Genomic DNA, 26,318 nt, shown 5'->3' on the forward strand with positions numbered 1-26,318 from the left:
GGGAGAGGATGATGGCGCAAGGGTTTTGGTTGAGCGATGCTCAGTGGGAGCGGTTGTCGCCGCTGCTGCCGAACAAGCCGCGTGGTGCGGCCCGGGTCGATGATCGACGAGTGATCAGCGGCATCGTGGTGGCGCTTCAATCGGGCGGGCGGTGGATCGACGTACCGGCCGAGTATGGCCCGCGCAAGACGCTCTACAATCGCTTCGTGCGGTGGTCGGCCAAAGGCATCTGGCGGCAGCTATTCGAGACCTTGGCCGCCGCTGGTGGCCCACCTGCCGAGGTACTGCTCGACAGCACCCACGTGAAAGCGCACCGCTGTGCTGCTGGAGGAAAAGGGGCTTCAGCGCCCACGCACTGGGCATCAGCCGAGACGGACGCACGACCAAGATCCACGCGCTAAGCGATGGCCAGGGGTGGCCGCTGGCGTTCCTGCTGACGGGCGGACAGGCAGCGGACTGCCGCGCGGCCGAAAGCCTGCTGCGGGGCCTTGCCCCATCCACTCTGGTCATGGCCGACCGGGCCTATGACACCAACGCCGTTCGTCAGCAGATCGAGAACCAGGGTGCGGTTCCGAACATTCCATCCAAGCGCACCCGCCGATGGAAGAGTTGCTTTAGCCCCGTGCTCTACCGCGGCCGCAACGCCATCGAGCGCATGTACTGTCGCTTGAAGGACTATCGCCGGATCGCGACCCGCTACGACAAACTCGCAGCCAATTTCATCAGCGCTATCTACCTCGCCGCAACCGTCAGCTTTTGGTTATGAGTCCGGACCCTAGCTGGCACACCCACCCGCCGCCGCGCGCGACTGGAAGGGTGATGGCCAAGTGCCCGGACGATAGGGATCCATCGGCTCCCAGCCGCCGGTAAAGGGGCTCGCGATGAGGGTGTGAATCTTGGGCTGCGGCGCCAGCACCAGGCTCATCAGCCCGCTGGTCCAGGGCCAGGAGAAGCGAGCGATGGCCTCGGCCTGCTTGGGCGGGAGCCGCCTCACCAACTGGGCAAGCGGCACCACGCCGCGCTCCGTCCGCAGCGCGGTCTCGAAGCCGCTGATATAACCGCGCCAATCGCGTGTGGCACGAAAGTCGATCACGGCGAGAGCGAGAGCGAGCATCGCGCCTAAAAGGAGCGGGAAGGCGAGGCTCGTCGGCCACCGCCCGGGGTGATTCGCCAATACCAGGCAAAGCCCCATCGCCGGCAGGCTGAGCAAGGCACCGTTGTTGCGGGCGGCAAAGGCGGCGGCGGGCGCCGCCGGCAATTCGCCTGCCGCGACGGCCACGGACGCACCCGTCGCCGCGATCGCAAAAGCCAGCACTCCAAACCACCGCGACGGCCGCCAGGACGCCAGCGCGACAGCGGCGAGACCCAAAAGGCCCAACAAGGCCGGAACATTGAGACCCTGCTCGGTCGCGAAAAACCATCGCAGCGACAGCACATCGCTCACGAAGCTTGCTCGGTTGCCCGGCGTATGGGGAAGCAGGATGTAGCCCAGTTCGACCGCACTCGACAGCGCCAGCAAAGCCGCCACGACCAGCAGTCCTCGCTCATAGGGCGTGCCGACAAGCTTGCGGCGGCGCAGGCAGGTCGCTGTCAGGATCGGTCCGAGATAGGCCATCGCCTCATGCAGCCGAAGCGCGCCCAGGCTCAACACAAGGATCGCCGCCGCGTGACCGGGGGTGAGCGGCGCAAAACGCAGGAGGAAGAACAGCACCCAGGCGTAGGCGGCTGCCGTCGCGCCGTCCGCGACGCTCGCGAAGGCCGAACCCATCGAGCCGCCGAGGAAGACGAAGACCGGGAATAGGAAGAACCGCCGCTCAGTTTTGGGCAGCAGCCAGAAACACGTCGCGGTCAGGAGCAGTGGCACCAGATTGGTCGAGAGGCTGAACAGCAAAGCCACGCCGCGCGGGCTATCCAGCCCGAAAGCCATCCCTGCCGCGACCGGCGCCTGCATGATGAATTGTGCTGTCCAGCGGGACGGTTCGACGATCGCCATGGCGCCATGGGCATAGATGCGCGCCGCATAGAAGACGCCATCGGCATAGAGGCCACGCAGCGCTATCCCGGCATCGATCTGCGCCGCAAAGAGCAGGCCGAGGCCCGCCGCGAGACACACCCAGCCGAAGGCTTCGAGCGAAATTTGTCGATAGCTTAGAAGCAGGATTCGATCCATCACGATAAACTATCGTAACGGATCGAGATCGCAATATGAAGTCAGGCTACAACCGCGTGAGAAAACTCCTGGACGGCTCGCCCGCGCGCGCCGTCCACCGTAACGAAAGTTAGTTCTTGGTCTTGTCGACCAGCGCGCCCTTTTTGATCCAGGGCATCATCTCGCGCAGCTTGGCGCCCACTTCCTCGATCGGATGCTCGGCGAGGCGGCGGCGGGTCGCCTTGAAGCTCGACTGGTTGACGCGGTTTTCCAGCATCCAGTCACGCGCGAAACGGCCGGACTGGATATCGTCCAGCACCCGCTTCATCTCGGCCTTGGTCTCGGCATTGATGATGCGCGGACCCGTAACGTATTCGCCGTATTCGGCGGTGTTGCTGATCGAGTAGTTCATGTTGGCGATGCCGCCCTCATAGATGAGGTCGACGATCAGCTTCACCTCGTGCAGGCACTCGAAATAGGCCATCTCGGGGGCGTAGCCGGCTTCCACCAGCGTCTCGAAACCCGCCTTGATGAGCTCGACCAACCCGCCGCAGAGCACGACCTGCTCGCCGAACAGATCGGTTTCGCATTCTTCCTTGAAGGTCGTCTCGATGATGCCGGCGCGGCCGCCGCCGATGCCGCTGGCGTAGGAGAGCGCGATTTCCAGCGCATTGCCGGACGGATTCTGTGCCACCGCCACCAGGCTCGGCACGCCGCCGCCCTTCTGATACTCGCTGCGCACCGTGTGGCCGGGGCCTTTCGGCGCGATCATGAAGACATCGATATCGGGGCGCGGATCGAGCAGGTTGAAATGGACGTTCAGCCCATGCGCGAAGGCGAGCGCCGCGCCTTCCTTCATGTTCGGTGCCAGCTTATCGCGATAGAGATCGCCCTGGCCCTCGTCGGGCGTCAGCACCATGACGACATCGGCCCATTTGGCGGCCTCGGCCGGGTCCATGACCTTGAAGCCTGCTGCCTCGGCCTTGGCGACGCCAGCCGAGCCTGGGCGCAGTCCGATGACGATGTCCTTCTGGCCGCTGTCCTTGAGGTTCAGCGCATGGGCATGGCCCTGGCTGCCAAAGCCGATGATCGCGACCTTCTTGCCCTTGATCAGGTTCACGTCGGCGTCGCGATCGTAATAGACACGCATGATGCGTTCTCCTTGTGGCGTCTAGAAAGTTTAAGGCGAGGTCAGGCTAGGCTAGGCGGTGGGGCGTGTACATCCGTCATGGCACGCGAAGGCGTGCCATCCACGCCTTCTTCGTCGGGCAAGCAAGGCGTGGATGCTCGGCCTGCGCCGAGCATGACGATGGTGGTGGAGTTGACCACGTAAAGGCGCACTACTCGATCGTCCGCGTGCCGCGAGCGATCGCGGCGATGCCGCTGCGGGATAGCTCGACGAGGCCGAGCGGGCGCATGAGGTCGAGGAATGCGTCGATCTTCTCCGTCGCGCCGGTCAGCTCGAAGACGAAACTCTCGATCGAGGTATCGACGATTTTGGCGCGGAACGCCTCGGCGATCCGCAGCGCCTCCATGCGCGGCTCACCTCGGCTGACGACCTTGATCAGCGCCAGTTCCCGCGCGACATGCGGACCCTCGACGGTAAGGTCGGCGACCTTATGCACAGGAACAATCCGGCTGAGCTGCGCCTTGATCTGCTCGATGACCTGCTCGGTGCCACGCGTCACCACAGTGATGCGGCTGCGGCCCTTGTCGTCGATCGGTGCGACCGTGAGGCTGTCGATATTGTAGCCGCGCCCCGAGAACAGCCCGATCACGCGCGCCAGCACGCCGGCCTCGTTCTCAACCAGCACGGCGATGGTGGCGGAGCGCAAGGCCCCGGTCTCGCCGAGCATCAGACCAGCACCATGCCCGCATTGGTAACTTCGGCATTGTCGCGGTTCTTGTCGGGCCCCAGCAGCATCTCGTTATGGGCGGCGCCCGAGGGGATCATCGGATAGACGTTCTCGCCCTGATCCACCGCGATATCCGCGATCACCGCCTTGTCGCAGGCGATCATTTCCAGGATTACCCGGTCGAGATCGTCGATCGTATTCGCGCGCATCCCCACGCCGTGGAAAGCGTCCGCGAGCTTCACGAAATCCGGCAGCGCCTCGCTGTAGCTTTCGGAATAGCGGCCGCCATGCAGCAGCTCCTGCCACTGCCGCACCATGCCCATGTACTGGTTGTTCAGGATGAATACCTTCACCGGCAGGCGATACTGCGCGACTGTCGCCATCTCCTGGATATTCATGAGGATGGAGGCTTCGCCCGCGATATCGATCACCAGTGCGTCGGGATGAGCCACTTGCACGCCCATCGCGGCCGGCAGCCCATAGCCCATGGTGCCGAGGCCGCCGCTGGTCATCCAGTGATTCGGCTTCTCGAAGCCGAAATGCTGGGCGGCCCACATCTGGTGCTGGCCGACCTCGGTCGTGATGAAGGTCTCGCGGCCGCTCTGCTGCGTCAGCTCATAGAGGCGCCGGACCGCATGCTGCGGCTTGATGATCGCGCCCGTGGCCCGCGACTGCTCGAATTTCAGGCTTTCGCGAGCGCGCCAGCCATCGATCTGCCGCCACCACGTCGCCAGCGCCTCCCGATCGGGGCCGCCGTCACTGCGGATCGCGGCCAGCAGCGCCTCCAGCACCAGCCGCGCATCGCCCACGATCGGCACGTCCACCACCACATTCTTGTTGATGTTGGAGGCGTCGATATCGGCGTGGATCTTCTTGGAATTCGGGCTGAAGGCATTCAGCCGCCCCGTTACCCGGTCATCGAAACGGGCGCCGATATTGATGAGCACGTCGCAGCCATGCATGGCCATATTGGCCTCGTAGGTGCCGTGCATCCCCAGCATTCCGAGGAAATGCGGATCGCTCGCCGGCAGGGCGCCGAGGCCCATCAGCGTATTGGTGCAGGGGATGCCAGTCTCCGCCACCAGCTGGGTGAGCAGGCGGGACGCCTCCGGCCCGGCATTGATGATGCCGCCGCCGGTATAGAGCATCGGCCGATGCGCCGACCGGATCAGTGCAGCGGCGCGGGCGATCTGCTCGCCATCCGGCGCGGTGCGCGGACGGTAGCTGCGGTGGCCGTTCGCAGATGCCGAAACGTAAGGCGCCGGGTTGATCAGAATATCCTTCGGCAGATCGACCACCACCGGGCCCGGCCGCCCGCTGGAGGCCACATAGAAAGCCTCATGCACCACGCGGGCGAGGTCTTCCGGCTTTTTGACCAGGTAGTTGTGCTTCGTCGCCGGCCGGGTGATGCCGACGGTATCGGCTTCCTGGAACGCATCATTGCCGATCAGATGCGTCGGCACCTGGCCCGTCAGGCACACGACGGGGATGGAATCCATCAGCGCATCCACCAGCCCCGTCACCGCATTGGTGGCGCCGGGACCGCTCGTCACCAGCACGCAGCCGGTGCGGCCGGTGCTGCGGGCATAGCCTTCGGCCGCATGCACCGCCGCCTGCTCATGGCGCACCAGCACATGGCGAATGGCGTTCTGCTTGAAGATCGCGTCATAGATCGGCAGCACCGCGCCGCCCGGATAGCCGAAAATAACCTCGACGCCCTGTTCCTTCAGCGCGCGCAGGAGGACCTCGGCACCCGGTGCCAGGTCTGCGTTCGGGAAAGGGCCGGTCGAGCCGGCGTGCGGGGTGGCGGTCATAACGGCGTCCTTGCCTAGGCGGGAATAGGGTGGGCGCCGGTAATGACGGGCTGGGAAAGCCGCGTCAACGCCTTTCGACAATAAAACGCGTCAGATCAGCCATTCGCCTTTCCGAAAGTTGCGTGACATCGCCAATTCGCGAACTAATCATTACCGTATCCTGGATTTCGGCGAGAGGATGATGCCGGAACCAGGTCGATTGCCGCTTGACGTAACGATTGGAGTTGGTGACTGCACGCTGCACCGCCTCGGCGATCGGCAGCTCGCCCCTCAGATGCGCCGCAAGCTCCGGCACGCCAAGGGCGCGCATGGCCGGCAAGGCCGGATCGAGCGCTTGGCCCATTAAAGCCTCGACCTCCGCGAGCGCTCCGGCCTCCACCATCTTGCCGAACCGCAGGGCGATTGCCGCTTGGAGCTCCTCACGCGGCGGGTCGAGTTGGATAGCGGCGAACCGCCAGTCGGGTGAGGCGAGGGCAGGGCTCGCTTGCCACGCGGCGAGGCCACGCCCGGTCGCCAGTAGCACCTCATAGGCCCGCGCGATCCGCTGGCCGTCGTTTGGAATGAGCCGCGCCGCCGTCTGCGGATCCTTGATGGTGAGACGGGCGTGCAGCGCGGCAGGGCCAATCTCCGCGAGCATCGCCCGCGCCTGCGACCGGATCGCAGGGTCGATCGCAGGGATATCCGCCAAGCCCTGAAGGAGAGCCGAGAAATACAGCCCCGACCCACCGCAAATAATGGGCAACCGCCCCGCGCCTCGCGCTTCCGCCTTCGCCCACAGCGCCGCCCCGCGCCACCAGGCCACGTCACCCGGCAGCGCCGCCGGTCGAACACCATACAACGCATGCGGCACCCGCGCTTCGTCTTCCGGCGACGGCCGCGCCGTCAGCACACGAAGCTCTCGGTAAATCTGCATGGAATCCGCGTTGATCACAGTTCCGCCCAGCCGCTCGGCCAGCACCAGAGCGAGAGCCGACTTTCCGCTGGCCGTCGGACCGGCGATGAGCAGGGCGAGCGGCGTCTCAGCCACGCCACGGCGTTCCGGCTCTTGCGTCAACAGGGCCGCGCCGCCAGTCTCCGCGCCCCATGCGCTATATCCTCACCCTCGTCGCCGACCGCCGCGCCACCACGCTCTCCCCTGCCATGATCGACCGGGTTCGGGAAGCGGTGGTAGGCGCCGAGCCCGTCATTCTCAGCCGTGGCGAGGCCGCCGATATTCCCTGTGCCGAGTTGCCGGATCCCATCGCCATCCAGCGCGCGCTGGAGAACGCCCCGGTCGATGCCATCACGACCAAGGCGCGGGGCCGCCGCAAGGGCCTGCTGATCGCCGACATGGACAGCACCATCGTCACCAGCGAGACCCTCGACGAGGTCGCGGCTTTCGCCGGGCTCAAGGACCAGATCGCCGCCATCACCCGCCGCAGCATGAATGGCGAGATCGATTTCGCGGATGCGTTGCGCGAGCGTGTCGGCATGCTGCGTGGCCTGGGCCTCGACGCGCTCGACCGTACCTGGGCGGCGACGAAACTGACTCCGGGCGCGCGCGAACTCGTGGCGACAATGCGGGCGCATAACGCTGTCACCGCCCTGGTCTCTGGCGGCTTTACGTTTTTTACCGAAAAAGTCGCGGCGCTGGTTGGCTTCGACGTCAACCGCGCGAATATTTTGGAGGATGACGGCACGTCGCTGACCGGCCAAGTGCGCGAACCGATTCTCGATCGCGACGCCAAGCGGGCGACGCTTGAAGAATTGGCGGCCGCCCGCAATCTCAAGCTTGCGGCGACTTTGGCGGTGGGGGATGGCGCCAATGACCTTACAATGTTGGCGACGGCGGGTTTGGGCGTCGCCTTCCATGCCAAGCCGATCGTCGCGCGCGAGGCCCGCGCCCGTGTCGATCACGCCGATCTGCGTGCGCTCTTGTTCGCCCAGGGCTACCCTGCCTCAGCCTTCGTGACGCCCTAACCGAGGATCATCGCGATGACAGAGACCCCTATCCGCGACTGGATGCTGCCGAAACTCGCAGCACTAATCGTTGACGCCGAGGCGCAGGGCTTCGACCGGGACGCGATTATCGCCGTCATCACCGACATCATCGAAGGCCCGGAATACAACACCGCGATAATCCTGCCGGACGGTGGTTGAGAGCGCGGGTCAGACGAAACGATCATGGCATTGGAAACCGTCCGAGCCCTGGTCTTCGACGTTTTCGGCACCGTAGTGGATTGGCGCGGCGGCGTCGCCCGTGAGGCAGCACCGTTCCTGGAGCGGCATGGCGCCGCAAATACCGATCCGCTGAGTTTCGCGGATGCCTGGCGACGCCACTACGCGCCGGCGATGGAGGAAGTGCGCAGTGGCCGCCGACCCTTCGTCCGGCTTGACGTGCTGCACCGGGAAAACCTCGTTGCCATCTTGCCGGAATACGGCATCGACCCCGCGCGTGTTCCATCCTCGGAACTCGACACGCTGAATCTCGCCTGGCACCGGCTCGATCCTTGGCCGGATGTAATCGCGGGGCTTCAGCGACTGAAGCCGCGTTTTATCCTGGCGCCACTCTCCAACGGCAACATCATCCTGATGCTCGACATGGCCAAACGCGCTGGCCTGCCTTGGGACGCGATCCTGGGTGCCGAGATTGTCCAAACCTACAAACCCGCGCCAAGAGCCTATCTCGGCACGGCCGAGGTTCTGGCCATGCGGCTCGACGAGCTTTGTCTCGTGGCCGCCCACAACTCAGATCTCGCGGCGGCACGAAGCTGCGGCTTGCGCACGATCTTCGTGCCTCGTCTGCAAGAACACGGCCCGGCGCAAACCATTGATCTCCGCGCAGAGCAGGATTGGGATCTGCTGGCGGAGGATTTCGTTGACCTTGCGACGAAGCTCGGAGCCTAGGACAAGATGTTCTTTAAACTGAACCGCGCGTATTCCACCCCGTCATGCTCGGCGCAGGCCGGGCATCCACGCCTTCGCTTGCTCGACAAAGGCAAGGCGTGGATGGCACGGGGTGCCCCGCACGCCTTCGCGTGCCATGACGAATCTCTGGATGGCACTTCAGTCTTAGATCATCACGCGTAGAATGCGCGGTGACGGTTTATGTCGCACTTCTCCGCGCTGTGAACGTCGGCGGCACGGGCACGCTGACGATGAAGGATTTGCGCGCGCTCTGCACGGGACTTGGCTTCGAAAACGTTCGGACTTACATCCAGAGCGGCAATGTCGTCTTCGAGAGCAAGCTATCCGCGGCCGCGCTGCAAAAGAAGCTGGAGACGGCCTTGTCGGAGAAAACGGGCCCGCAGGCCGGTGTGCTGATCAGGACCGCAGCCGAATTGAGTGCGGCTCTCGAGGCCAATCCCTTTCCCCGCGCAATGCCCGCGCGGGTCGCGGTGGTGTTTCTGGACAAGCCCGCACCGAGCAATCTGCTCAGCGGTCTTGTCATCCCGGGACGAGAAGAGGTGAAGGTGGTCGGCCGTGAAATCTTCGTCCACTATCCGGACGGGATAGGGCGATCGAAACTCAAGCTACCGCCTCTCGCGACACAAGGCACCGCCCGCAATCTCAATACGGTCGGCAAGCTGGTTGTGTTGGCGGAGACATAATGGCGACTCGTGGCTGATAGGCTCGCGCTACGCACTACAGACGGTCGATACCTATAGATCAGATGGTAATACTGCGGGGACGGGGACGCCGCGGTGGTGTCCGTGCAGACTGAACGTATGACGAGTACACTTGTCTTACCCTGCGACCAATACAATGACCCGCAGCGGCAGCGCCGACAACGCATGCGGCAGGAACGATAAGAGGGACTGCATACCACAATGCATAGTCGAGGAGATGCGGGTCGTACTGAGTGTCTGCCGCCCAATAGCTGTTTGCGGGCGAGTGGGAGATCACGTTAGACATCGAGCTGCACCTAGCCGTCACGGTTGTTGGAGCGCGCCACTGATATCCGTCTATAGCAGCCGGAGGCAAGCCATGATGCGCCTACAACAAGGTGACAATCCGCCGCAGTCGTTGACTGCGGGTGAGGTGCTTCACAACAGTCGATAGCATTAGTGAATCGCCGCATAATCTGGAGTAGTGCAGCGCTTACGACGCCGAAGGTGAGGTCGTTCTCATCAGGCGGTACTTATCGCGTCCCACACAGAGGCGCTGGAGGCTGGTTTGAGTCCGTGCGAGTAACATCATCCACCCGCCTCCGGAAAAACCGCGACCGCGTAATCTACGCCCGTCAGCGTCAGCCCATCCGGCGGCGCCGTCGGACCCGCCGCGGCGCGGCTCAAAGCCGCAAGCGCCACCAGCACGCGCTCCGGCGGCCAGGTTCCGTCGCCGACCAGCTTTAGCGTGCCGACCATGTTGCGCACCTGGTGGTGCAGAAAACTCCGCGCCTCCACCTCGATCACCACGCGGTCGCCCTGCCTAGTCACCACCAAGCGGTCGATCGTCCGGATCGGCGACTTAGCCTGACAGGCGCTCGCGCGAAACGACGTGAAATCGTGCCGTCCAAGCAAATGCACCGCACCCGCCGCCATCGCCTCGGCGTCCAGCGGATTGGGCAAGTGCCAGACTTGACCCATCGCGATCGCCGGCCGGGCGGGGCGGTTGAGGATCACGTAGCGATACCGTCGCGACACCGCCGCGAAGCGCGGGTGCCAGCCCTCGGGTGCGAAGGCCGCCGCCACGACCGCCACCCGATGCGGCAGCATGTGGAAATTCAGTGCCGCCTGAACCCGCGCCGGCGGCAGCGCCCCCGGTAGCGAGATCATCCCCACCTGTGCAGTCGCATGCACCCCGGCATCGGTGCGGCCTGCGATCGCACACGCCACCGGAACTCCCCTCGCCAGATGCGAAGCGGCCTGTTCAACCACCTGCTGGATCGAAAGCCCGTTGATCTGTCGCTGCCATCCCACAAAGCCGCTGCCGTCATATTCGAGGCGGAGCGCATAGGCCGACGTCATTCCGGCCCCAGCCGCGTGCCTGCTAGAATCGCGAACCCGCGCAGAAACGCGTCCGCCGCCGCCGGTGCCCGCCCCGCGCGCTGCAAGCGCAGAATCCGCAACGCGCTTTCCCCGCAAGAGACCGTCAGCCGATCGTCCAGCACGATCCCCGGCGGTCCCGGCGGCGAAGTCACGACTTCGGCGTCCAGCAGCTTGAGGGTCTCGGCACCGAAGGTCGTGAAGGCGCCCGGCCAGGGATCGAAGGCGCGGATCTGCCGCTCGATCTGTGCCGCTGGCTGCTCCCAGTCGATGCGACCATCCGACCGGCTGAGTCGAGGGGCATAGGTCGCGCCCTCGGCTGGCTGGGCTACCGCGGGTGGATTGCTCTCCAGCACCTCGCAAACCAATCGGGCGCCGAGGCTGGAGAGCGCGTTGTGCACCTCACCCAGCCGGACCTGTGGCCCAAGAGGGAGGCGACCCACCGCCAGCATCGGTCCGGTGTCGAGGCCCGCATCCATCCGCATGATGGTAACGCCGGTCTCCGTATCGCCGGCCAGGATGGCGGCGTGGATCGGCGCCGCACCGCGCCAGCGCGGCAGAAGGCTCGCATGGATATTGATGCAGCCGCGTCCCGGCACCGCCAGCCAGTCGGGCGGAAGGATGAGGCCATAAGCCGCCACCACGGCTGCCTCCGGGCGCAGCGCCTGGAAGGCCGCGAGCGCCTCCGCATTGCCGCGCAGCCTCGTCGGATGCCGCACCGGAATGCCTAAACGCTCGGCGGCGACCTGCACGGCACAGGGCTGCGGTTGATGGCCACGTCCGGCCGGGCGTGGCGGCTGGCAGTACGCCGCGATAATCTCATGCCCCGCCGCCTGTAGCGCCGTCAGCGCCGGCACCGCGAATTCCGGGCTGCCCATGAAGACGATGCGCATGTCGGCCGCCTCTAAAGCAACTTCAGGAACGCCGCCACCAGGATCAACCCGCTTTGCGGAGCCGGTTCTCCTTGGCCATTTTGCGCATGATCATATTGCGCTTCAGCGCCGAGAGATGATCGACGAACAGGATCCCGTCGAGATGGTCGATCTCATGCTGCAAGCAGGTCGCCAATAGCCCATCCGCCTCGATCGTCTGCTTGCGGCCGTCCAGATCCTCATAGGACACGACAACCCGCTCCGGCCGCGTCACATCAGCGTAGTGGCCCGGCAGCGAGAGGCAACCCTCCTCCCGCGTCGTCAGCGTTTCGCTGACCTGCTCGACCGCCGGATTGATCAGAGTGATCGGCGCCGGCTTATCGTCGGGCATGAGGTCGATCACCGCGAAACGCAGGTTCAGCCCGACCTGAGGTGCCGCGAGCCCGATGCCCGGCGCCGCGTACATAGCCGCCATCATGCGGGGCAGCACGGCGCGGATCTCAGCCAGATCGTCCGGCCTGACCCGCCGGGTCTTGCTCTTCAGCCGCGCATCGGGCGCGCGCAGGATGGGCAGGGGGTCAATCTCGGGCTCGGCCATCGCGGCGATGTAGCGGCACCGGCCCGGCCGATCAATGATACGCGCGGCTGGTCAGGTATCGCTGCCCATTCCCGGCAGCCCTTGCAAGCGCACCCCACAATAACCACAATAGCTTGCGGTGATGGCGCCTAACGGGCCTCGCCTGCTTCGCTCTTATGAGGAGGCTCGGCTAAATGAGTTCACGTGTCTTCACGTCGCCCCTGTTCCTGGGCTTCGATCATCTTGAGCAGATCCTGGAGCGCGCTTCCAAAGCGCAATCCGACGGGTACCCGCCGTATAATATCGAGCAGACGGGTCCCTCGGGCCTCCGCATAAGCCTCGCCGTGGCTGGCTTCAGCATGGAAGACCTCCAGATCACGCACGAGGACAATCAGCTCGTCATCCGCGGCCGGCAATCCGAGGACGCGCAGGGCCGGGTGTTCCTCTATCGAGGCATCGCAGCGCGCCAGTTCCACCGCGCCTTCGTTCTCGCCGAGGGAATTGAGATCAAGGGCGCATGGCTGAATAACGGCCTGCTCCATATCGACCTTATCCGTCCCCAGCCTGAGACCCGTATCCGCACGATCCCGATCGATTCCGGGTCGCAGCGTGAGGCGGCGCCGGCACGGCCGAGGCGCGAGGTACGCGACTCGGCGGATGTGGTCGCCGCCGCGGGCATCGCCCGCATTTCCACGACGTCTTGAGCGGGCGAAGCCTAAGCGCTTGGCACGCAAACGAGGAGTAACGACCATGGCGAACCAGAACCGATCATCCGAGCCGGTCGGCAGTATCCGGGCGATCGACATTCGCCAGATCACGACGGATCAACTCATGCACCTTGGTGTGTCGCGGCTCGCCTATATCAAGCCGGTGACGGTCGAGGGTGAGGATCTCTTCGCCATTCACGCCGCGGACGGCACGCCGATGGCCGTCGCCCCGAACCGCGAACTGGCCTGGGGCGCGATTCTCGAGCACGAGATGGTTCCTAGCCTGGTCAATTGATCGCCTCCATCGCGGTAGCCGCGATCCATTCGCGGAGCCGCGCCGGCGGGTCGGGATTACGCAACACATCGGTCACCGCCGCCACGCTATCCGCGCCAGCCGTCAATGCCGCCACTCCACGCTCCGGTGTCAGGCCGCCGATTCCGACCAGAGGCGTCTCGCCGACGCGGCGCTTCCAGTCGGTAACCTTGTCCAGCCCCTGCGGCTCCCAAGTCATGGCCTTGAGCACCGTCGGGTAGATCGGCCCGAGCGCCACGTAGTCGGGCGCGAAGCTCAAAGCGCGCTCCAGCTCCGCCTCGTCATGCGTGCTGAGACCCAGACGGATCTCGTGTCGCCGCAGGGCCGGGACATCCGCCGTATCCAGATCCTCCTGCCCGAGATGCACGAAATCGCAGCCTTCATCGATTGCCGCCTCCCAATGGTCGTTGATGACGAGCTGGGCGTCGAACCCCTCGCACAGAGCGCGCGCCTGCCGGATCTGGCGCCGCAACTCGAGTGGCGTCGCCTCCTTCACCCGCAACTGCACCAGCCGCAGCCCTTCCGGCAGAAGCCGCACCAGCAGCGCCGCATCGTCGATGATGAGATAGAAGCGGGGCAGGGCGATCATCCGCGAAACGCCAAGCCCAGCACCGGTGTCGAGGGCACCGCCATGTCCCGCATCGGCATGGGTTCGGCCAGATAGGCCTGCCGCCCAGCCTCAATCGCCTGGCCGAAGGCGGCTGCCATGAGCGCCGGGTCACCCGCCCGCGCGACCGCCGTATTCAGCAGCACCGCATCATAGCCCAGCTCCATCGCGGCTGCGGCCTGAGATGGCAGCCCGATCCCGGCATCAACAACCAACGGGATATCGGGGAAATGCGCCCGCATGGCACGCAACCCATAGAGGTTGTTGAGCCCGCGCCCGGACCCGATCGGAGCACCCCAGGGCATCAAAACCCGGCACCCAGCCTCGACCAGCCGCTCACCCACCACCAGATCCTCGGTCGTATAGGGAAACACCTCGAAACCGTCGGCCGCCAGAAGGCCGGCCGCTTCCACCAGGCCGAAAACATCGGGCTGAAGGGTGTCGTGGTTGCCGATCACCTCGAGCTTGATCCAACTCGTGCCGAAGACCTCGCGCGCCATCTGCGCCGTCGTCACCGCCTCGCGCACCGTATGGCAGCCGGCGGTATTGGGCAGTACGCGCACGCCCAATTCGCGGATGAGCGACCAGAACCCCTGGCCCGCCCGTTCCGCCCCGGATTCCCGCCGCAGAGAGACCGTCACCACCTCCGCGCCCGAGCGCCGCACGGCCTCCGCCAGGATCGCCGGGGAGGGGTAGCCAGCTGTGCCAAGCAGGAGACGCGAGCCGAGGGCGACGCCGTAGAAATCCATCGCCTCACCCACCCTGCATCGGCGCGAGCACTTCGACCGCATGACCATCCCGCAGCATCATCGAAGCCCGCTTTCGGGCGGGCACGAAATCACCATCGACGGCCGTGGCGACAACCGCGTTGCCAAAGCCAAGTTGCTCCACCGCATCCGCAAGGGAAGGCCCTGCGATCTCACGCGCTGCGTTGTTGACGAGGATCTTCATCCATCACCTCCGGATATTGCGTGCCGTGCAGCACATAATCGGCCGCCCGCGCCGCCAGAGCGGGCGACAACAGAAACCCGTGGCGGAACAGGCCGTTCACGTAGAGCGTCCGGCCAAGCTGCCGAAGCCGCGGCAGATTGTCGGGAAAGGCCGGCCGCGCATCGGCGCCAAGCTCCAGGATCTCAGCCTCCGCGAAGGCCGGATGCAGCGCATAAGCGGCGTTCAGCAACTCCACCACCGACCGAGCAGAAACGCGCCCGCGTTCCGCGCTCTCGATCATCGTCGCGCCCAGCATGAAGACGCCGTTACCGCGCGGCACGATGTAGATCGGAAAACGCGGATGCAGCAGCCGGATCGGCCGCGACAGCGTGAGCTCAGGGCAGCGCAACAGCAGCATTTCGCCTTTAACGCCCCGCAGATCGGGCAGCGCGTCAATCGCCGCGAGACCACAGCAATCGACGATGGGTTCCGAGCTGGTGCCCGGCCTGAAGGTGGTATCGAAATGAATGGCAACGCCGCGCGCTTCGAGCAGCGATGCGAGCGAAACCAGAGCAGCGCGCGGATCCAGATGCGCCTCCAGCGGGAAGAACAGCGCCGCCCGGAAGCGTCCACCAAGATCGGGCTCGAGCCTCGCGATACCCTCCGCATCGAGCCGCTGGTGGCCGGTGGTGCGCCGCGCGAAACGGTCGAGATCGGGCGCATCGCGCGCCGGCGCCACCACGAGGGTACCGCGCTGGCAAGTCGCCGCATGACGTGCTGGCCAATAGGCCAGTGCCTCCATCCCCCAATCGGAGATTAGCGGCTCCGCGCTTTCCTGCTCGCAACCGGGCGCAAGCATTCCGCCCGCGAGCCAGGAACAGGCGCCGACACCCAATGCCGGGCCACGTTCGATGACACTTACTTCGGCGCCACCCTCGCTCAACGCGAGCGCAGTCGTCAGCCCCGCCACCCCTGCGCCGACCACCGTGACACTCACGCCGCCACCCCGCTTCATACGGCAGGCCGGCGGAGAGACGGATCGCGCCGCTGCGCGGTTGAGAACCCATCCCTTCGCCAGCATGACCTGGATCAGGTTCGAAGGGTCGCCGCCCCGCAAGTGCGAAGACGGCCTCTCAGCCCCTAAGGGCTCCCCTTGGTATTTGTGAGTTTAGGGCCGCGCCATGGCCGCGTCAAAGAGACGCCGGTGGTCCGCCATCTTCTCATTTGATTGCGATAGTGATACGATTTGGTGACTGGCTTCGTTCCAGCGGCCAGAAGTTTGGGACAGTCACAGTGACGATATCGTCGGCGCTTGCGGATTTGCCTCCCCACCTCGGCCTGGTCCGTACCAAAGACGGACCTATGGTCTATTTCAAATACGATCATTACATCGGCCGATCCTTGGAGACGTACGGGGAATACAGCAAGCAGGAAGCTGACCTGCTAGCGCGGATGATTTCGCCGGGGGACGTTGTCGTTGAGGCTGGTGCAAATATCGGTGCTCACACAGTCTCACTTGCGCACCGGCTCGGTCCGCTTGGCCGCCTCTACGCTTTCGAGCCCCAAAGGATCGTGAACCAGCTGCTCTGCACCAACGTGATGCTGAATGGGCTCCTCAATGTCTGGGTTTTCCGTGCCGGAATGGGCGCGACCGCAGGATCGCTCGGAGTTCCGGAAGCTGATTTCATGAGCAGCCACAATTTCGGAGGCATCGGGCTCGGAGATGATCTCGGACGCGAATTGGTGCCAATTATGACGCTCGACGGTCTTGCCCTTGACCGGCTGAGACTTTTGAAAATCGATGTCGAAGGTATGGAGGAAAATGTTCTGCAGGGCGGGCAGGAGACGATCGCACGCCTACGGCCAATACTATACGTCGAGAATGATCGGGAGGATCGATCGGCAAGTCTTATCCGACGCATTCTCGGCATGGACTATCGGCTGTGGTGGCACCTACCGATGCACTATACTCCCAACAATTTTCGTGGCGTCGAGGAAGATATTTTTCCGGGTGTCGCTTCTATCAACATGATTGGCGTAGCGCGAGAGCAACCGGTGGACGATACGGGCTTTCACCCCATCCTGGACGACACGTCCGACTGGCGGAACTGCTTACCGTCTTAAGTGGTCAGAGGCATGACGGAGCCGGCTGTCTTATCCCCGATCTCCACAGGTGATGGCCGCAGACCCGGGACCGTGATCCGAACTATGATGGGGCGATGGATCAGATCGACTCGCCGCTCCTCGGCCTCAGCCAGCGCCTCCCGCCCAGCAACCTACAGGCCGAGCAAGCCCTGCTCGGGGCGCTGCTCGCCAACAACAAGGCTTATGAACGGGTGTCGGAATTCCTGGCACCTGAACATTTCGCGGACCCCATCCATGGCCGCATCTTCCAGTCGATTTCGCGCCGAGTCGAAGCCGGGCAGCTCGCCGATGCCGTGACGCTGAAGGCCGAGTTCGAGCATTCCGGCATGCTGGAGGAGGTCGGCGGCACAGCCTATCTCGGCCAATTGCTGACCGCGATGATCGGCATCATCAATGCCGGCGACTACGGCCACACGGTGCACGACGCCTGGCTGCGCCGCCAGCTCATCGAGGTCGGTGAGGTCCTGGTCAACCGTGCCTTCGGCGCCGAGCCGGAGCTTGATGGCCGTCAGCAGATGGAGGCGGCCGAGCAGCAGCTTTTCGACCTTGCGACTCGCGGCGGCTCCGAAGGCGGCTTCATCACCTTCGAGAAGGCGCTCGTTCTCGCGATCGAAGGGGCGGAGCGCGCTTTTCAGCGCTCAGGCACGGTTTCAGGACTCACGACCGGTTTGCGAGACCTCGACGCTAAAACCGGTGGCATGCATCCGTCGGATCTGGTCATCGTTGCCGGCCGGCCGGGCATGGGGAAGTCGGCGCTGGCCACGAAGATGGCCTTCGGCGCCGCTCGGGCACTTTTGAATGACGCTCGGGCGGCGGAGGGGCCGAACGCCATACCGAAAGCCACCGTCGCCATTTTCTCGCTCGAAATGAGCTCGGAACAGCTCGCGTCGCGCCTGCTGGCGGAAGAGGCCCGGATCAGCGGCGACCGTATCCGCCGAGGGGACATCGGACCCAAGGACTTCGACCGTTTCGTGGCCGTCAGCCGGGACATTTCGGCGCTGCCGATGGAGATCGACGATACGCCTGCCATTACGCTATCCGCGCTGCGCACGCGCTGCCGCCGGCTCAAGCGTAGCAAGGGGCTGGCGCTGGTGGTGATCGACTATCTGCAGCTCATGCGCCCCGCCGCCGGCACGCGGCCCGAGAGCCGGGTGCTGGAGATCAGCATGATCACCCAGGGCCTGAAGGCTCTGGCGAAGGAGCTTTCGGTGCCGGTGATCGCGCTCTCCCAGCTCAGCCGCGCGGTGGAGAGCCGCGAGGACAAGCGCCCGCAGCTCTCGGATTTGCGGGAGTCCGGCTCGATCGAGCAGGATGCGGACTCGGTCATGTTCATCTACCGCGACGAGTACTACCTGTCGCAACGCGCGCCCAAGCAAATGGCCTATGATTCCGAGGACAAGTTTCAGACAGCTCTGGAGAAATGGCAGCAGGACATGGAGCGGGTGCACAACAAGGCCGAGCTCTACCTCGCCAAGCAGCGCCATGGGCCGACCGGCAAGATCGACCTCTTCTTCGAGGGCGAATTCATCCGCTTCGCCGATCTGGATCAGCATCACGACCATGATCACGACCATGATCGCAGGGGCTGAGGTGCGGTTCTGACGTCAAAACTGGGCAGCTTGGTGACAGTCCCCGTGAGTTCTTACTCCGATTCGCCGGTCGCGGCGAAGGGCGTGCCGAACGACCGCCGCCGCATCGGCATTGGAGCCATGGGATGACCGATGTCGATGTGGCGATCGTCGGCGCGGGGGCGGCGGGACTGGCTGCCGCAACCATGCTGCGGGAGGCGGGACGCTCAACCCTGATCCTGGAAGCGTCGTCGGCGCCCGGCGGCCGGGCACGCACCAGCTTTCCGCCGGTGCTCGGTGGGGCCTGGCTCGATGAGGGTGCGGCCTGGCTGCACCAGGCTGAGCAGAATCCGCTGGTGCCCCTGGCTCGCCAGGCTGGCCACCGTCTAACCCCGGCCTTTCGAAGTGAAAGCCGCCTCTATATCGACGGGCGGCTCGCCACAGCGGCCGAACACGCCGCCTATGAGCGCGCCGAGGCGCGATGGACCGAAACCGTCATCGCGCGCACCGCTGAGGGCGGCCCAGATATCGACGTCGCCACCGCGGCGGGTCCACTTCGGCTCAGCGACCCCTGGGTGCCGACCCTGGAAGCCTGGAGCGCCAGCCTGATTGATGCGGTGGATGCGCCCCGTCTCAGCTTGGCGGATTGGAACACGAATCAGCTCGATGGCACGAACCTGAATCCGCCTAATGGTCTTGGCCGCCTGCTGCGCGACCTTCTCGAAGAGCCCGCCGGTCCAATCCGTTACGGCGCGGTCGTGCGTCGCATCGGCTGGAACGGCGGCGGCGTGGCGGTGGAGACGGCCGAGGGCAGCGTCTCGGCCGGGGCGGTCATCGTGACGGTCTCGACGGGAGTCTTAGCCTCCGGCCTAATCGCTTTCGATCCCGTATTGCCGGCGGAGGCCCAGGCGGCGATCGCCGATCTGCCGATGGGTCTGCTGAGCAGGGTGGTGCTGCGGGCGTCCGGCGACGATCGGTTGGGGATGGATGCCGGGACGATGGCGTTCCGGCAGGTGCGGCGGTTCGGTGATCCCTTCATGTCCTTCATCGCCTGGCCGCGCGGCACCGATCATGTTATCGGCTTCGTGGGTGGCGACGCCGCCTGGAAGCTCGCGCCCGATCCCGCCGCCGCCACCGATTTCGCCCGCGCGGAGTGGCGCGCTCTTTTCGGCGCGGAGGCCGACAGCAACTTCGCCCCCGGGAGTTTCACGACCGACTGGGGCACGGACCCCTACAACCTCGGCGCCTATAGCTATGCGCGGCCCGGAGGCGCAGGCGCGCGAGCGGCACTTACTCTGCCGCTCGGCGATGGGCGGTTGCTTTTCGCGGGCGAGGCTTGTCGCACGGATGGCTTGGCCGGTACGGTGGGCGGCGCGGTGCTGGACGGCCGAAGGGCCGCAGCCGCGATCCTGGAACAAGGAGCGGGCGGCCATCGCTGAGTCGTTGGACAGCCGGGGAGCGGTGCTGGAAATCGACCTCGACGCGATCGCCGCCAATTGGCATCTGCTCGCGGCGCGGCATGGCGGAACGGCAAAGACCGCCGCTGTCGTCAAGGCCAATGGCTATGGCCTCGGCGCGGTCGAGGTGTCGCGGCGCCTCCACCGCGAGGGCTGCCGTCATTTCTTCACTGCCCACCTGGCCGAAGCGATCGAGATCCGCCCCCATCTTCCGGGCGCGATGGTCTGCGGCCTGCATGGGCTTGAGGGCGTGGCGGCCGATGAGGTGCTGGGCACCGATATTCTCCCAGCGTTGAGCAGCGCGGATGAGGTCATCGCCTGGACCGCGGCCGGGCGGCGGCTTGGGCGGCCGCTTCCGGCGCTGCTGCATGTCGATACGGGGATGCATCGCACCGGCCTTATGCCCGCTGACCTGGGACGGGTGATGGCGAAGACCGAGGGTCTCGCCGGTCTCGACTTGCGTTACCTCATGACCCATCTCGTCTCGGCCGATACGCCCGAGGCGCCGATCAACGGCGGGCAGCTCGCGATCTTCGCCCGGGTGCGCGCGAAATTTCCCGGCGTGCCAACCTCGATCGCCAATTCCGCCGGGATCTTCCTGGGCGCGGCCTTCGCCTCCGACCTCGCCCGGCCGGGTGTGGCGCTTTATGGCATTGCGCCGGTCGCGGGCGAGCCCAATCCGATGCGTCCCGTGGCGACGCTGCGGGCGCGCATCATGCAGTTGCGAGACGTGCCGACCGGGCAGGGCGTCGGCTATGACCACACGTGGCGGGCGGCCCGCCCCAGCCGCATCGCGACACTGCCGCTCGGTTATGCCGACGGCTATCATCGGGTGCTGGGCAACCGGGCGGAAGTGGCGCTGCGCGGCGGCCTCTATCCGTTGGTTGGCCGCGTCTCGATGGACCTCGTCACCATCGACGTGACCGACTGCCCGGGTGCCGCGATCGGGGACTGGTGCGAGGTTATCGGACCCTCGGTAAAGCCGGAACGGCTCGCGGCGCTAGCCGGAACGAATGCCTATGAGATCCTCACCTCCCTGGGCAGACGCTTCAAGCGGGTTTATCGAGGCGTATGAATTCGATCTTAAGGGCCGTCGCTGCGATCGGCCGCAGCGCGATCAGTGTGTTGCGGGTTGCTGGCGACTTGGCGATCTTCGCGGTCACCGGCGTTATCAATATCCTTCTGCCACCCTATTACCCGCGGCTCGTCCTGCGAGCGCTGTTCACGATGGGGTTTTTGTCCCTGCCGGTGGTGGCGCTGACGGCGATCTTCGCGGGCATGGTGATTGCGCTGCAATCCTATACCGGCTTCGCGCGCTTCTCGGCCCAGTCGGCGACCGCGAGCATCGTTGTGCTGTCTGTGACGCGGGAGCTTGGGCCGGTGCTGGCCGGGCTCATGATGTCGGGCCGCGCCGGCGCCGCGATGGCGGCCGAACTCGGCACGATGCGGGTCACGGACCAGATCGACGCGCTGACCACGCTCAATACCAACCCGATGAAATACCTCGTCGCACCCCGGCTGCTGGCCGGTGTGATCGCGATGCCGCTGCTGGTGATCGTGGCGGATATCCTGGGCGTGCTGGGCGGCTTCATTGTCGCGACGGTGAAGCTGGGCTTCGTGCCGGCTTCCTATATCCACAACACCTTCATCATGCTGACCACCGAGGACGTGGTGTCCGGCCTCGCCAAGGCTGCGGTCTTCGGCTTCGTGATCGCGCTTTCCGGCTGCTATCATGGCTATCGCAGCCGTGGCGGCGCGGAAGGCGTGGGATCGGCGACAACCTCCGCGGTGGTGATGGCCTCGGTGCTGATCCTCGCGCTGGATTATGGGATGACGGAGATCTTCTTCAGCCGATGAGCGCCTCACCCCCCACGGGCTTGCCGAAGATCCGCGTGCGCGGGCTGCGCAAGGCTTTCGGCGCGAAGCAGGTGCTGGACGGTATCGACCTCGATGTCATGCCGGGCACTTCGATGGTCGTGATCGGCGGGTCTGGGACCGGCAAGTCGGTGCTGATCAAATGCATCCTCGGGCTCATCGAGCCGGATGCGGGCAGTATCGAGATCGACGGGGTCGATCTGCTGACCGCCGGCCGGAGTATCCGCAACGCGGCGCGCAGCGAGATTGGCATGCTGTTCCAGAACGGCGCGCTGTTCGACAGCCTGACCGTGCGCCAGAACGTCGCCTTCGGGCTGATCGCGCGTCGGCACATGGGCGGACGGCTCGCGTCCCAGCGAGCGGATGAGGTGCTCGGCCAGGTCGGGCTCGCCGCCAGCGTCGGGGACCTCGCGCCATCGGAGTTGTCGGGCGGCATGCAGAAGCGCGTGGCCCTGGCGCGGGCCATCGCGGCCAACCCCTCCATTATGTTCTTCGACGAGCCAACGACAGGGCTCGACCCGATCATGGGCGCGGTGATCGACGGTCTCATTGTCGATTGCGTGCGGCGGCTGGGCAGCACGGCGGTGGCGATTACCCATGACATGGCCAGTGCCCGGCGGATCGGCGACAGGGTGGCGATGCTGCATCGCGGGCGGATCATCTGGGAGGGGCCGGCGGCGGAATTGCTCGATAGTCACGACCCGGTGGTGGACCAGTTCACCCATGGCCGCCGCGAGGGGCCGATTCAGATGGAATTGAGGCGTTGAGGACAGGCGCCATCTCCCCTCCTTCTCAGGGAGGGGCCGGGGGTGGGTTGACGTGCTCGCGGGTTGTGGTTGTGGGCGGGGCCACCCACCCCCGGCCCCTCCCTGAGAGGGAGGGGAGATGGTTCGCGCTGGCTTCTTCTAGGGCCTAGCGGTGGCTCGCGCGGCGTCTCGGTATGTTTGCCAAAATTGCGGCGCTGTTCATGCCAAATGGGCCGGGCGGTGCGAGACCTGCGGCGCCTGGAACAGCATCGTTGAGGAGGCCGCGCCAACCGCTTCGAGCGGTGCAGCGAGGACCGGACCTGATCGGCGTATTACTCTCGTCGGCATGCAAGGTGAGGCGGAGCCGCCGCCGCGGCGTGTGCTGGGGCTCGCCGAGCTTGACCGGGTGCTGGGCGGCGGTCTGGTGCCGGCCTCCGCTATTCTGGTCGGCGGCGATCCCGGCATCGGCAAATCGACCCTGTTGATGCAGGCAGCAGCGAGCCTCGCGCAGTCGGGCGGTCGGGCGATCTATATCTCGGGCGAGGAATCGGTCGATCAATTGCGGATGCGCGCGCGGCGGCTTGGTCTCGGCGATGCGCCGGTGGAACTGGCGGCGGCGACCCAGGTGCAGGATATCGCGGCTACGCTGACGGAGGCAGGGCGCGGTGCGTCCGGCAAGCCCGTCGCGCTGGTCGTCATCGATTCGATCCAGACCATGTCACATGAACTGCTCGACTCGTCGCCCGGCACGGTGGGGCAGGTGCGTGCCTCGGCGCTCGAATTGATCCGCCTCGCCAAGTCCCAGGGCTTCGCGCTGGTGCTGGTCGGTCATGTCACCAAGGACGGCGCCTTGGCCGGGCCGCGCGTGATGGAGCACATGGTCGATGCGGTGCTCTATTTCGAGGGCGAGCGCGGCCACCAGTTTCGTATCCTCCGCGCCGTCAAGAATCGCTTCGGCGCCACCGACGAGATCGGCGTCTTCGAGATGACCGAGCAGGGGCTGGCCGAGGTCACCAACCCCTCGGCGCTTTTCCTGGCGGAACGGCGTGGCAATATTGCGGGCAGCGCGGTGTTTGCAGGGCTTGAGGGCACGCGCCCGGTGCTGATGGAGATCCAGGCGCTGCTCTCCCCGAATCCCGGCGGTGCGCCGCGTCGATCGGTGATCGGCTGGGATGGCGGGCGACTCGGCATGCTGCTGGCGGTGCTGGAGAGTCGCGGGGGTCTGCGGCTGGCGCAGCAGGACGTATATCTCAATGTCGCCGGAGGGCTGAGGATCAGCGAGCCTGCGGCTGACTTGGCGGTCGCCGCCGCTATCGCCTCGGCCGCGGCGGGGCAGCCGACCGATCCGAGCCTTGCCTTCTTCGGCGAGATCGGGCTTTCCGGGGAGGTGCGGCAAGTGGCGCAGGCGGAGGCTCGGCTGAAGGAGATGGCGAAGCTCGGCTTTACCTCGGCGGCGATGCCGCGCCGGGTCGGCGGCGGCACACGCAAGCCGCCCAGCCTGCCGCCCGGCCTCGGCGTCATCGAGATCGGCCATGTCACGGATTTGCTGAGCCGGTTTCGGGAGAAGCCGCCAGTCGTGAAGGCGGCGGAATGACCTGGTTCGATTTCGCGATGCTGGCGGTGCTGGCGCTTTCCGCACTGCTCGCCTTCTTTCGTGGCTTCGTGCGGGAGGTGCTGGGGGTCGGCGCCTGGGTCGGCGCGATCATCATCAGCATCTGGTTCTTCCCCTTCGTCAGCCCGCGATTCGAGCAGTGGATTCACGCCAAGGAATTCGCCGATCCGGCGGCCTATGGCGCGGTTTTCCTGGTGGCGCTGATCGTGCTCTCGGTCGTCAGCAGCTGGGTGGGGGCCTTGGTTCGGGGCTCCGCCTTGGGGGGCGTCGACCGCACGCTCGGTATTGTCTTCGGCCTGGTGCGCGGCGCGGTCCTGCTGGTGTTCTGCTACTTCGCGGCCGGACTCTTTACCACGCCGCAGGAGTGGCCTGTGCCAGTACGGGATGCGCGCTTCCTGCCTTATGTGTATGAGGGGGCGCGCGACCTGGTGACCTATCTGCCAGCGGGTTACCGGCCGCATGTGCCCGAGCCGCCGGTGACGGCACCGCCCAGCCTGGGCGATCTGCTACAGCCGACGCCAAAGGGCTCGGCTTTGACGCCCACCCAGAAGCAATAGACGTGCGGCAATGACTTGCGGCAGAGGGACAGTGACCTGATGGACGCTTCTTCCACCGAATTGCCTTACGAAACCGGCGACGACGACAAGCTGCATGAGGAATGCGGGGTCTTCGGCGTCTGGAACGCGATCGACGCGGCGGCGCTGACTGCGCTTGGGTTGCACGCGCTACAGCATCGCGGGCAGGAGGCGACGGGCATCGCGAGCTATGATGGCGACCGGTTCCATCTGCAAAAGGGTCTGGGACTCGTCGGCGACAATTTCGGGGATGCCAAGGTCATCGCGAGCCTGCCCGGCCATCGCGCGATCGGGCATAACCGCTACGCGACCACGGGCGACACGGTGCTGCGCAATGTGCAGCCGCTCTATGCGGATTTCGAGTTCGGCGGCTTCGCGGTGGGGCATAACGGCAATCTTACCAATGCGCTGGCGTTGCGGAAGCAGCTGGTTCGGCGCGGCTGCCTGTTCCAATCGACCACGGACTCCGAGGTCTTCATCCACCTCATCGCGATCAGCCTCTACTCGACGGTGGTCGATCGGCTGATCGACGCGCTGAAGCAGGTGGTGGGCGCCTACTCGCTGGTGGCACTGTCCCGCGAGGCGCTGATCGGGGTGCGCGATCCGCAGGGTGTGCGGCCGCTCATCCTAGGACGCTTGCCGCAGCATGATGGCGGCTTCGGCTGGGTGCTGGCGAGCGAGACCTGCGCGCTGGAGATCGTCGGCGCCGAATTCGTGCGGGACGTGGAGCCCGGCGAGATTGTGGTGATCGACGAGCAGGGCGTGCGGAGCATCAAGCCTTTCAGCCGCACCCGCTCGCGCTTCTGCGTCTTCGAGTATGTGTATTTCGCCCGCCCGGATTCCGTGATGGAGGGCAAGGCCGTGTACGATGCGCGCAAGCAGATCGGCGCGGTGCTGGCGCGCGAGTCTGGCGTCGAGGCGGATGTGATCGTGCCGGTACCGGATTCGGGCGTGCCCTCGGCGATGGGCTATGCGGCGGAGAGCGGCATTCCCTATGAGTTGGGGATCATCCGCAACCACTATGTCGGCCGGACCTTCATCGAGCCGACCGACCAGATTCGGAATCTGGGCGTCAGGCTGAAGCATTCCGGGAACCGGACGGTACTGGCGGGCAAGCGGGTGATCCTGGTCGATGATTCGATCGTGCGCGGCACGACCAGCCGGAAGATCGTCGAGATGGTGCGCGCCGCTGGGGCGACCGAGGTGCATATGCGGATTTCCTCGCCGCCGACGACGCATTCCTGCTTCTACGGCATCGACACGCCGGAGCGCGGCAAGCTGCTGGCGGCAAGGCACGATGTGGCCGAGATGACAGCGCTTATCGGCGCGGACAGCCTGGCCTTCATCTCGATCGACGGACTGTATCAGGCGCTTGGCCAAGCGAAGCGGGACGCGGCCGAGCCGCATTTCTGCGATGCGTGCTTCACCGGCGACTATCCGATCCCTCTACATGACCTTGAGGGCAAGGCCGAGCGGCAGATGAGCCTGCTGACGGCGGTCGCCTAGCGAAGCTTGATTCGGCGGATATCCGATCCTATCATTTGGATA

General features: G+C 65.5%; 28 protein-coding genes and 1 riboswitch. Of the genes, 16 read left to right on the forward strand and 12 right to left on the reverse strand.

Translation table 11 applies throughout. From position 1 onward, the window contains the following. The first annotated feature begins 11 nt into the window (after nt 1-11). A protein-coding gene (locus GSQ92_RS23660) for an IS5 family transposase (RefSeq protein ID WP_254065840.1) occupies nt 12-766 on the forward strand; the annotation gives its coding sequence in 2 pieces (ribosomal slippage) (nt 12-342 and nt 342-766; 756 coding nt in all). Between the two features lie 9 nt (nt 767-775). Here GSQ92_RS23660 and GSQ92_RS23665 read toward each other — a convergent pair. The 5 genes from GSQ92_RS23665 to miaA all read right to left on the reverse strand — a co-directional run bounded on the left by GSQ92_RS23665 (nt 776) and on the right by miaA (nt 6,873). Next, entirely contained in the window at nt 776-2,173 is a 1,398-nt protein-coding gene (locus GSQ92_RS23665; protein ID WP_158805054.1) for a hypothetical protein, read from the reverse strand. Nucleotides 2,174-2,279: 106 nt separating this feature from the next. Next, on the reverse strand, nt 2,280-3,299 hold the full coding sequence (gene ilvC / locus GSQ92_RS23670) for a ketol-acid reductoisomerase (RefSeq protein ID WP_158805055.1): 1,020 nt from the start codon (nt 3,297-3,299) through the stop codon (nt 2,280-2,282). Nucleotides 3,300-3,489: 190 nt separating this feature from the next. Then, nucleotides 3,490-4,005 carry an acetolactate synthase small subunit gene (gene ilvN / locus GSQ92_RS23675; RefSeq protein WP_158805056.1) on the reverse strand — a complete coding sequence of 172 codons (516 nt, stop codon included), beginning with the start codon at nt 4,003-4,005 and terminating at the stop codon, nt 3,490-3,492. Beyond that, a complete protein-coding gene (locus GSQ92_RS23680; RefSeq protein WP_158805057.1) occupies nt 4,005-5,819 on the reverse strand; it encodes an acetolactate synthase 3 large subunit in 1,815 nt (604 codons plus the stop codon). Before GSQ92_RS23680 ends, ilvN begins: the two co-directional genes overlap by 1 nt. A gap of 64 nt (nt 5,820-5,883) precedes the next feature. Then, nucleotides 5,884-6,873: a tRNA (adenosine(37)-N6)-dimethylallyltransferase MiaA gene (gene miaA / locus GSQ92_RS23685; protein WP_371418053.1), complete on the reverse strand. Its 990-nt coding sequence runs from the start codon at nt 6,871-6,873 to the stop codon at nt 5,884-5,886. A 29-nt stretch (nt 6,874-6,902) separates the two neighbouring features. Here miaA and serB point away from each other — a divergent pair, with 29 nt between their 5' ends. The 4 genes from serB to GSQ92_RS23705 all read left to right on the forward strand — a co-directional run bounded on the left by serB (nt 6,903) and on the right by GSQ92_RS23705 (nt 9,409). After that, nucleotides 6,903-7,778, forward strand: a complete 876-nt coding sequence (serB, locus tag GSQ92_RS23690) for a phosphoserine phosphatase SerB (RefSeq protein WP_158805059.1) — start codon at nt 6,903-6,905, stop codon at nt 7,776-7,778. Between the two features lie 15 nt (nt 7,779-7,793). Next, nucleotides 7,794-7,958, forward strand: a complete 165-nt coding sequence (locus GSQ92_RS23695; RefSeq protein ID WP_158805060.1) for a hypothetical protein — start codon at nt 7,794-7,796, stop codon at nt 7,956-7,958. 24 nt (nt 7,959-7,982) lie between these two features. After that, complete coding sequence (locus GSQ92_RS23700; RefSeq protein ID WP_159014131.1) at nt 7,983-8,705, forward strand: haloacid dehalogenase type II; 723 nt, start codon at nt 7,983-7,985, stop codon at nt 8,703-8,705. A gap of 191 nt (nt 8,706-8,896) precedes the next feature. Beyond that, the gene (locus tag GSQ92_RS23705; protein ID WP_158805062.1) at nt 8,897-9,409 is read left to right on the forward strand and encodes a DUF1697 domain-containing protein; all 513 of its coding nucleotides are present in this window, start codon (nt 8,897-8,899) and stop codon (nt 9,407-9,409) included. Nucleotides 9,410-9,994: 585 nt separating this feature from the next. On the opposite strand, the gene truA is transcribed toward GSQ92_RS23705, so the two are convergent. Genes truA through def form a run of 3 tightly spaced genes read right to left on the reverse strand, consistent with a single transcriptional unit; the run spans nt 9,995 to nt 12,256 of the window. Then, nucleotides 9,995-10,768 (reverse strand): tRNA pseudouridine(38-40) synthase TruA, encoded by a 774-nt coding sequence (truA, locus tag GSQ92_RS23710; RefSeq protein WP_158805063.1) that lies wholly within the window; start codon nt 10,766-10,768, stop codon nt 9,995-9,997. After that, the gene (fmt, locus tag GSQ92_RS23715; protein WP_159014133.1) at nt 10,765-11,679 is read right to left on the reverse strand and encodes a methionyl-tRNA formyltransferase; all 915 of its coding nucleotides are present in this window, start codon (nt 11,677-11,679) and stop codon (nt 10,765-10,767) included. The genes truA and fmt overlap by 4 nt, the downstream gene beginning before the upstream one ends. A gap of 43 nt (nt 11,680-11,722) precedes the next feature. Next, the gene (gene def / locus GSQ92_RS23720) at nt 11,723-12,256 is read right to left on the reverse strand and encodes a peptide deformylase (protein ID WP_158805065.1); all 534 of its coding nucleotides are present in this window, start codon (nt 12,254-12,256) and stop codon (nt 11,723-11,725) included. Between the two features lie 173 nt (nt 12,257-12,429). On the opposite strand from def, the gene GSQ92_RS23725 reads away from it, so the two are divergent. Continuing rightward, nucleotides 12,430-12,939, forward strand: a complete 510-nt coding sequence (locus GSQ92_RS23725; RefSeq protein WP_158805066.1) for an Hsp20 family protein — start codon at nt 12,430-12,432, stop codon at nt 12,937-12,939. A gap of 46 nt (nt 12,940-12,985) precedes the next feature. Continuing rightward, entirely contained in the window at nt 12,986-13,237 is a 252-nt protein-coding gene (locus GSQ92_RS23730; protein WP_158805067.1) for a DUF1150 family protein, read from the forward strand. Here the strand turns inward: GSQ92_RS23730 and GSQ92_RS23735 are convergent. From GSQ92_RS23735 to GSQ92_RS23750, 4 genes are read right to left on the reverse strand one after another with little or no spacing between them, the layout of a single operon-like run. Then, nucleotides 13,230-13,844: a thiamine phosphate synthase gene (locus GSQ92_RS23735; protein ID WP_216850485.1), complete on the reverse strand. Its 615-nt coding sequence runs from the start codon at nt 13,842-13,844 to the stop codon at nt 13,230-13,232. The two genes, GSQ92_RS23730 and GSQ92_RS23735, sit on opposite strands and share 8 nt — an antisense overlap. Next, entirely contained in the window at nt 13,841-14,611 is a 771-nt protein-coding gene (locus GSQ92_RS23740; RefSeq protein ID WP_158805068.1) for a thiazole synthase, read from the reverse strand. Before GSQ92_RS23740 ends, GSQ92_RS23735 begins: the two co-directional genes overlap by 4 nt. Before the next feature lie 4 nt (nt 14,612-14,615). Next, a complete protein-coding gene (gene thiS / locus GSQ92_RS23745) occupies nt 14,616-14,813 on the reverse strand; it encodes a sulfur carrier protein ThiS (protein WP_158805069.1) in 198 nt (65 codons plus the stop codon). Continuing rightward, entirely contained in the window at nt 14,782-15,807 is a 1,026-nt protein-coding gene (locus GSQ92_RS23750) for an FAD-dependent oxidoreductase (protein WP_216856933.1), read from the reverse strand. The genes thiS and GSQ92_RS23750 overlap by 32 nt, the downstream gene beginning before the upstream one ends. Before the next feature lie 34 nt (nt 15,808-15,841). Then, nucleotides 15,842-15,956, reverse strand: a riboswitch (TPP riboswitch). Nucleotides 15,957-16,085: 129 nt separating this feature from the next. Here GSQ92_RS23750 and GSQ92_RS23755 point away from each other — a divergent pair. The 9 genes from GSQ92_RS23755 (at nt 16,086) to purF (ending at nt 26,276) form a co-directional block, all read left to right on the forward strand. Then, complete coding sequence (locus GSQ92_RS23755; protein WP_158805070.1) at nt 16,086-16,916, forward strand: FkbM family methyltransferase; 831 nt, start codon at nt 16,086-16,088, stop codon at nt 16,914-16,916. A 95-nt stretch (nt 16,917-17,011) separates the two neighbouring features. After that, a complete protein-coding gene (locus GSQ92_RS23760) occupies nt 17,012-18,526 on the forward strand; it encodes a replicative DNA helicase (RefSeq protein WP_158805071.1) in 1,515 nt (504 codons plus the stop codon). Between the two features lie 125 nt (nt 18,527-18,651). Then, entirely contained in the window at nt 18,652-19,944 is a 1,293-nt protein-coding gene (locus GSQ92_RS23765; protein ID WP_158805072.1) for an NAD(P)/FAD-dependent oxidoreductase, read from the forward strand. 4 nt (nt 19,945-19,948) lie between these two features. After that, a complete protein-coding gene (gene alr / locus GSQ92_RS23770) occupies nt 19,949-21,037 on the forward strand; it encodes an alanine racemase (protein WP_254065841.1) in 1,089 nt (362 codons plus the stop codon). Then, nucleotides 21,034-21,819 (forward strand): ABC transporter permease, encoded by a 786-nt coding sequence (locus GSQ92_RS23775; RefSeq protein WP_158805074.1) that lies wholly within the window; start codon nt 21,034-21,036, stop codon nt 21,817-21,819. The genes alr and GSQ92_RS23775 overlap by 4 nt, the downstream gene beginning before the upstream one ends. Then, complete coding sequence (locus GSQ92_RS23780; RefSeq protein WP_158805075.1) at nt 21,816-22,604, forward strand: ABC transporter ATP-binding protein; 789 nt, start codon at nt 21,816-21,818, stop codon at nt 22,602-22,604. Before GSQ92_RS23775 ends, GSQ92_RS23780 begins: the two co-directional genes overlap by 4 nt. Before the next feature lie 151 nt (nt 22,605-22,755). Further along, complete coding sequence (radA, locus tag GSQ92_RS23785; RefSeq protein WP_158805076.1) at nt 22,756-24,177, forward strand: DNA repair protein RadA; 1,422 nt, start codon at nt 22,756-22,758, stop codon at nt 24,175-24,177. Further along, nucleotides 24,174-24,752, forward strand: coding sequence for a CvpA family protein (locus GSQ92_RS23790; RefSeq protein ID WP_158805077.1), 579 nt, complete (start codon nt 24,174-24,176; stop codon nt 24,750-24,752). The genes radA and GSQ92_RS23790 overlap by 4 nt, the downstream gene beginning before the upstream one ends. Before the next feature lie 39 nt (nt 24,753-24,791). Then, nucleotides 24,792-26,276, forward strand: coding sequence for an amidophosphoribosyltransferase (purF, locus tag GSQ92_RS23795; RefSeq protein ID WP_158805078.1), 1,485 nt, complete (start codon nt 24,792-24,794; stop codon nt 26,274-26,276). Nucleotides 26,277-26,318 lie beyond the last annotated feature (42 nt).

Origin of the sequence: Acidisoma sp. S159 (assembly GCF_009766125.1) — a bacterium.
Lineage (GTDB): Bacteria > Pseudomonadota > Alphaproteobacteria > Acetobacterales > Acetobacteraceae > Acidisoma.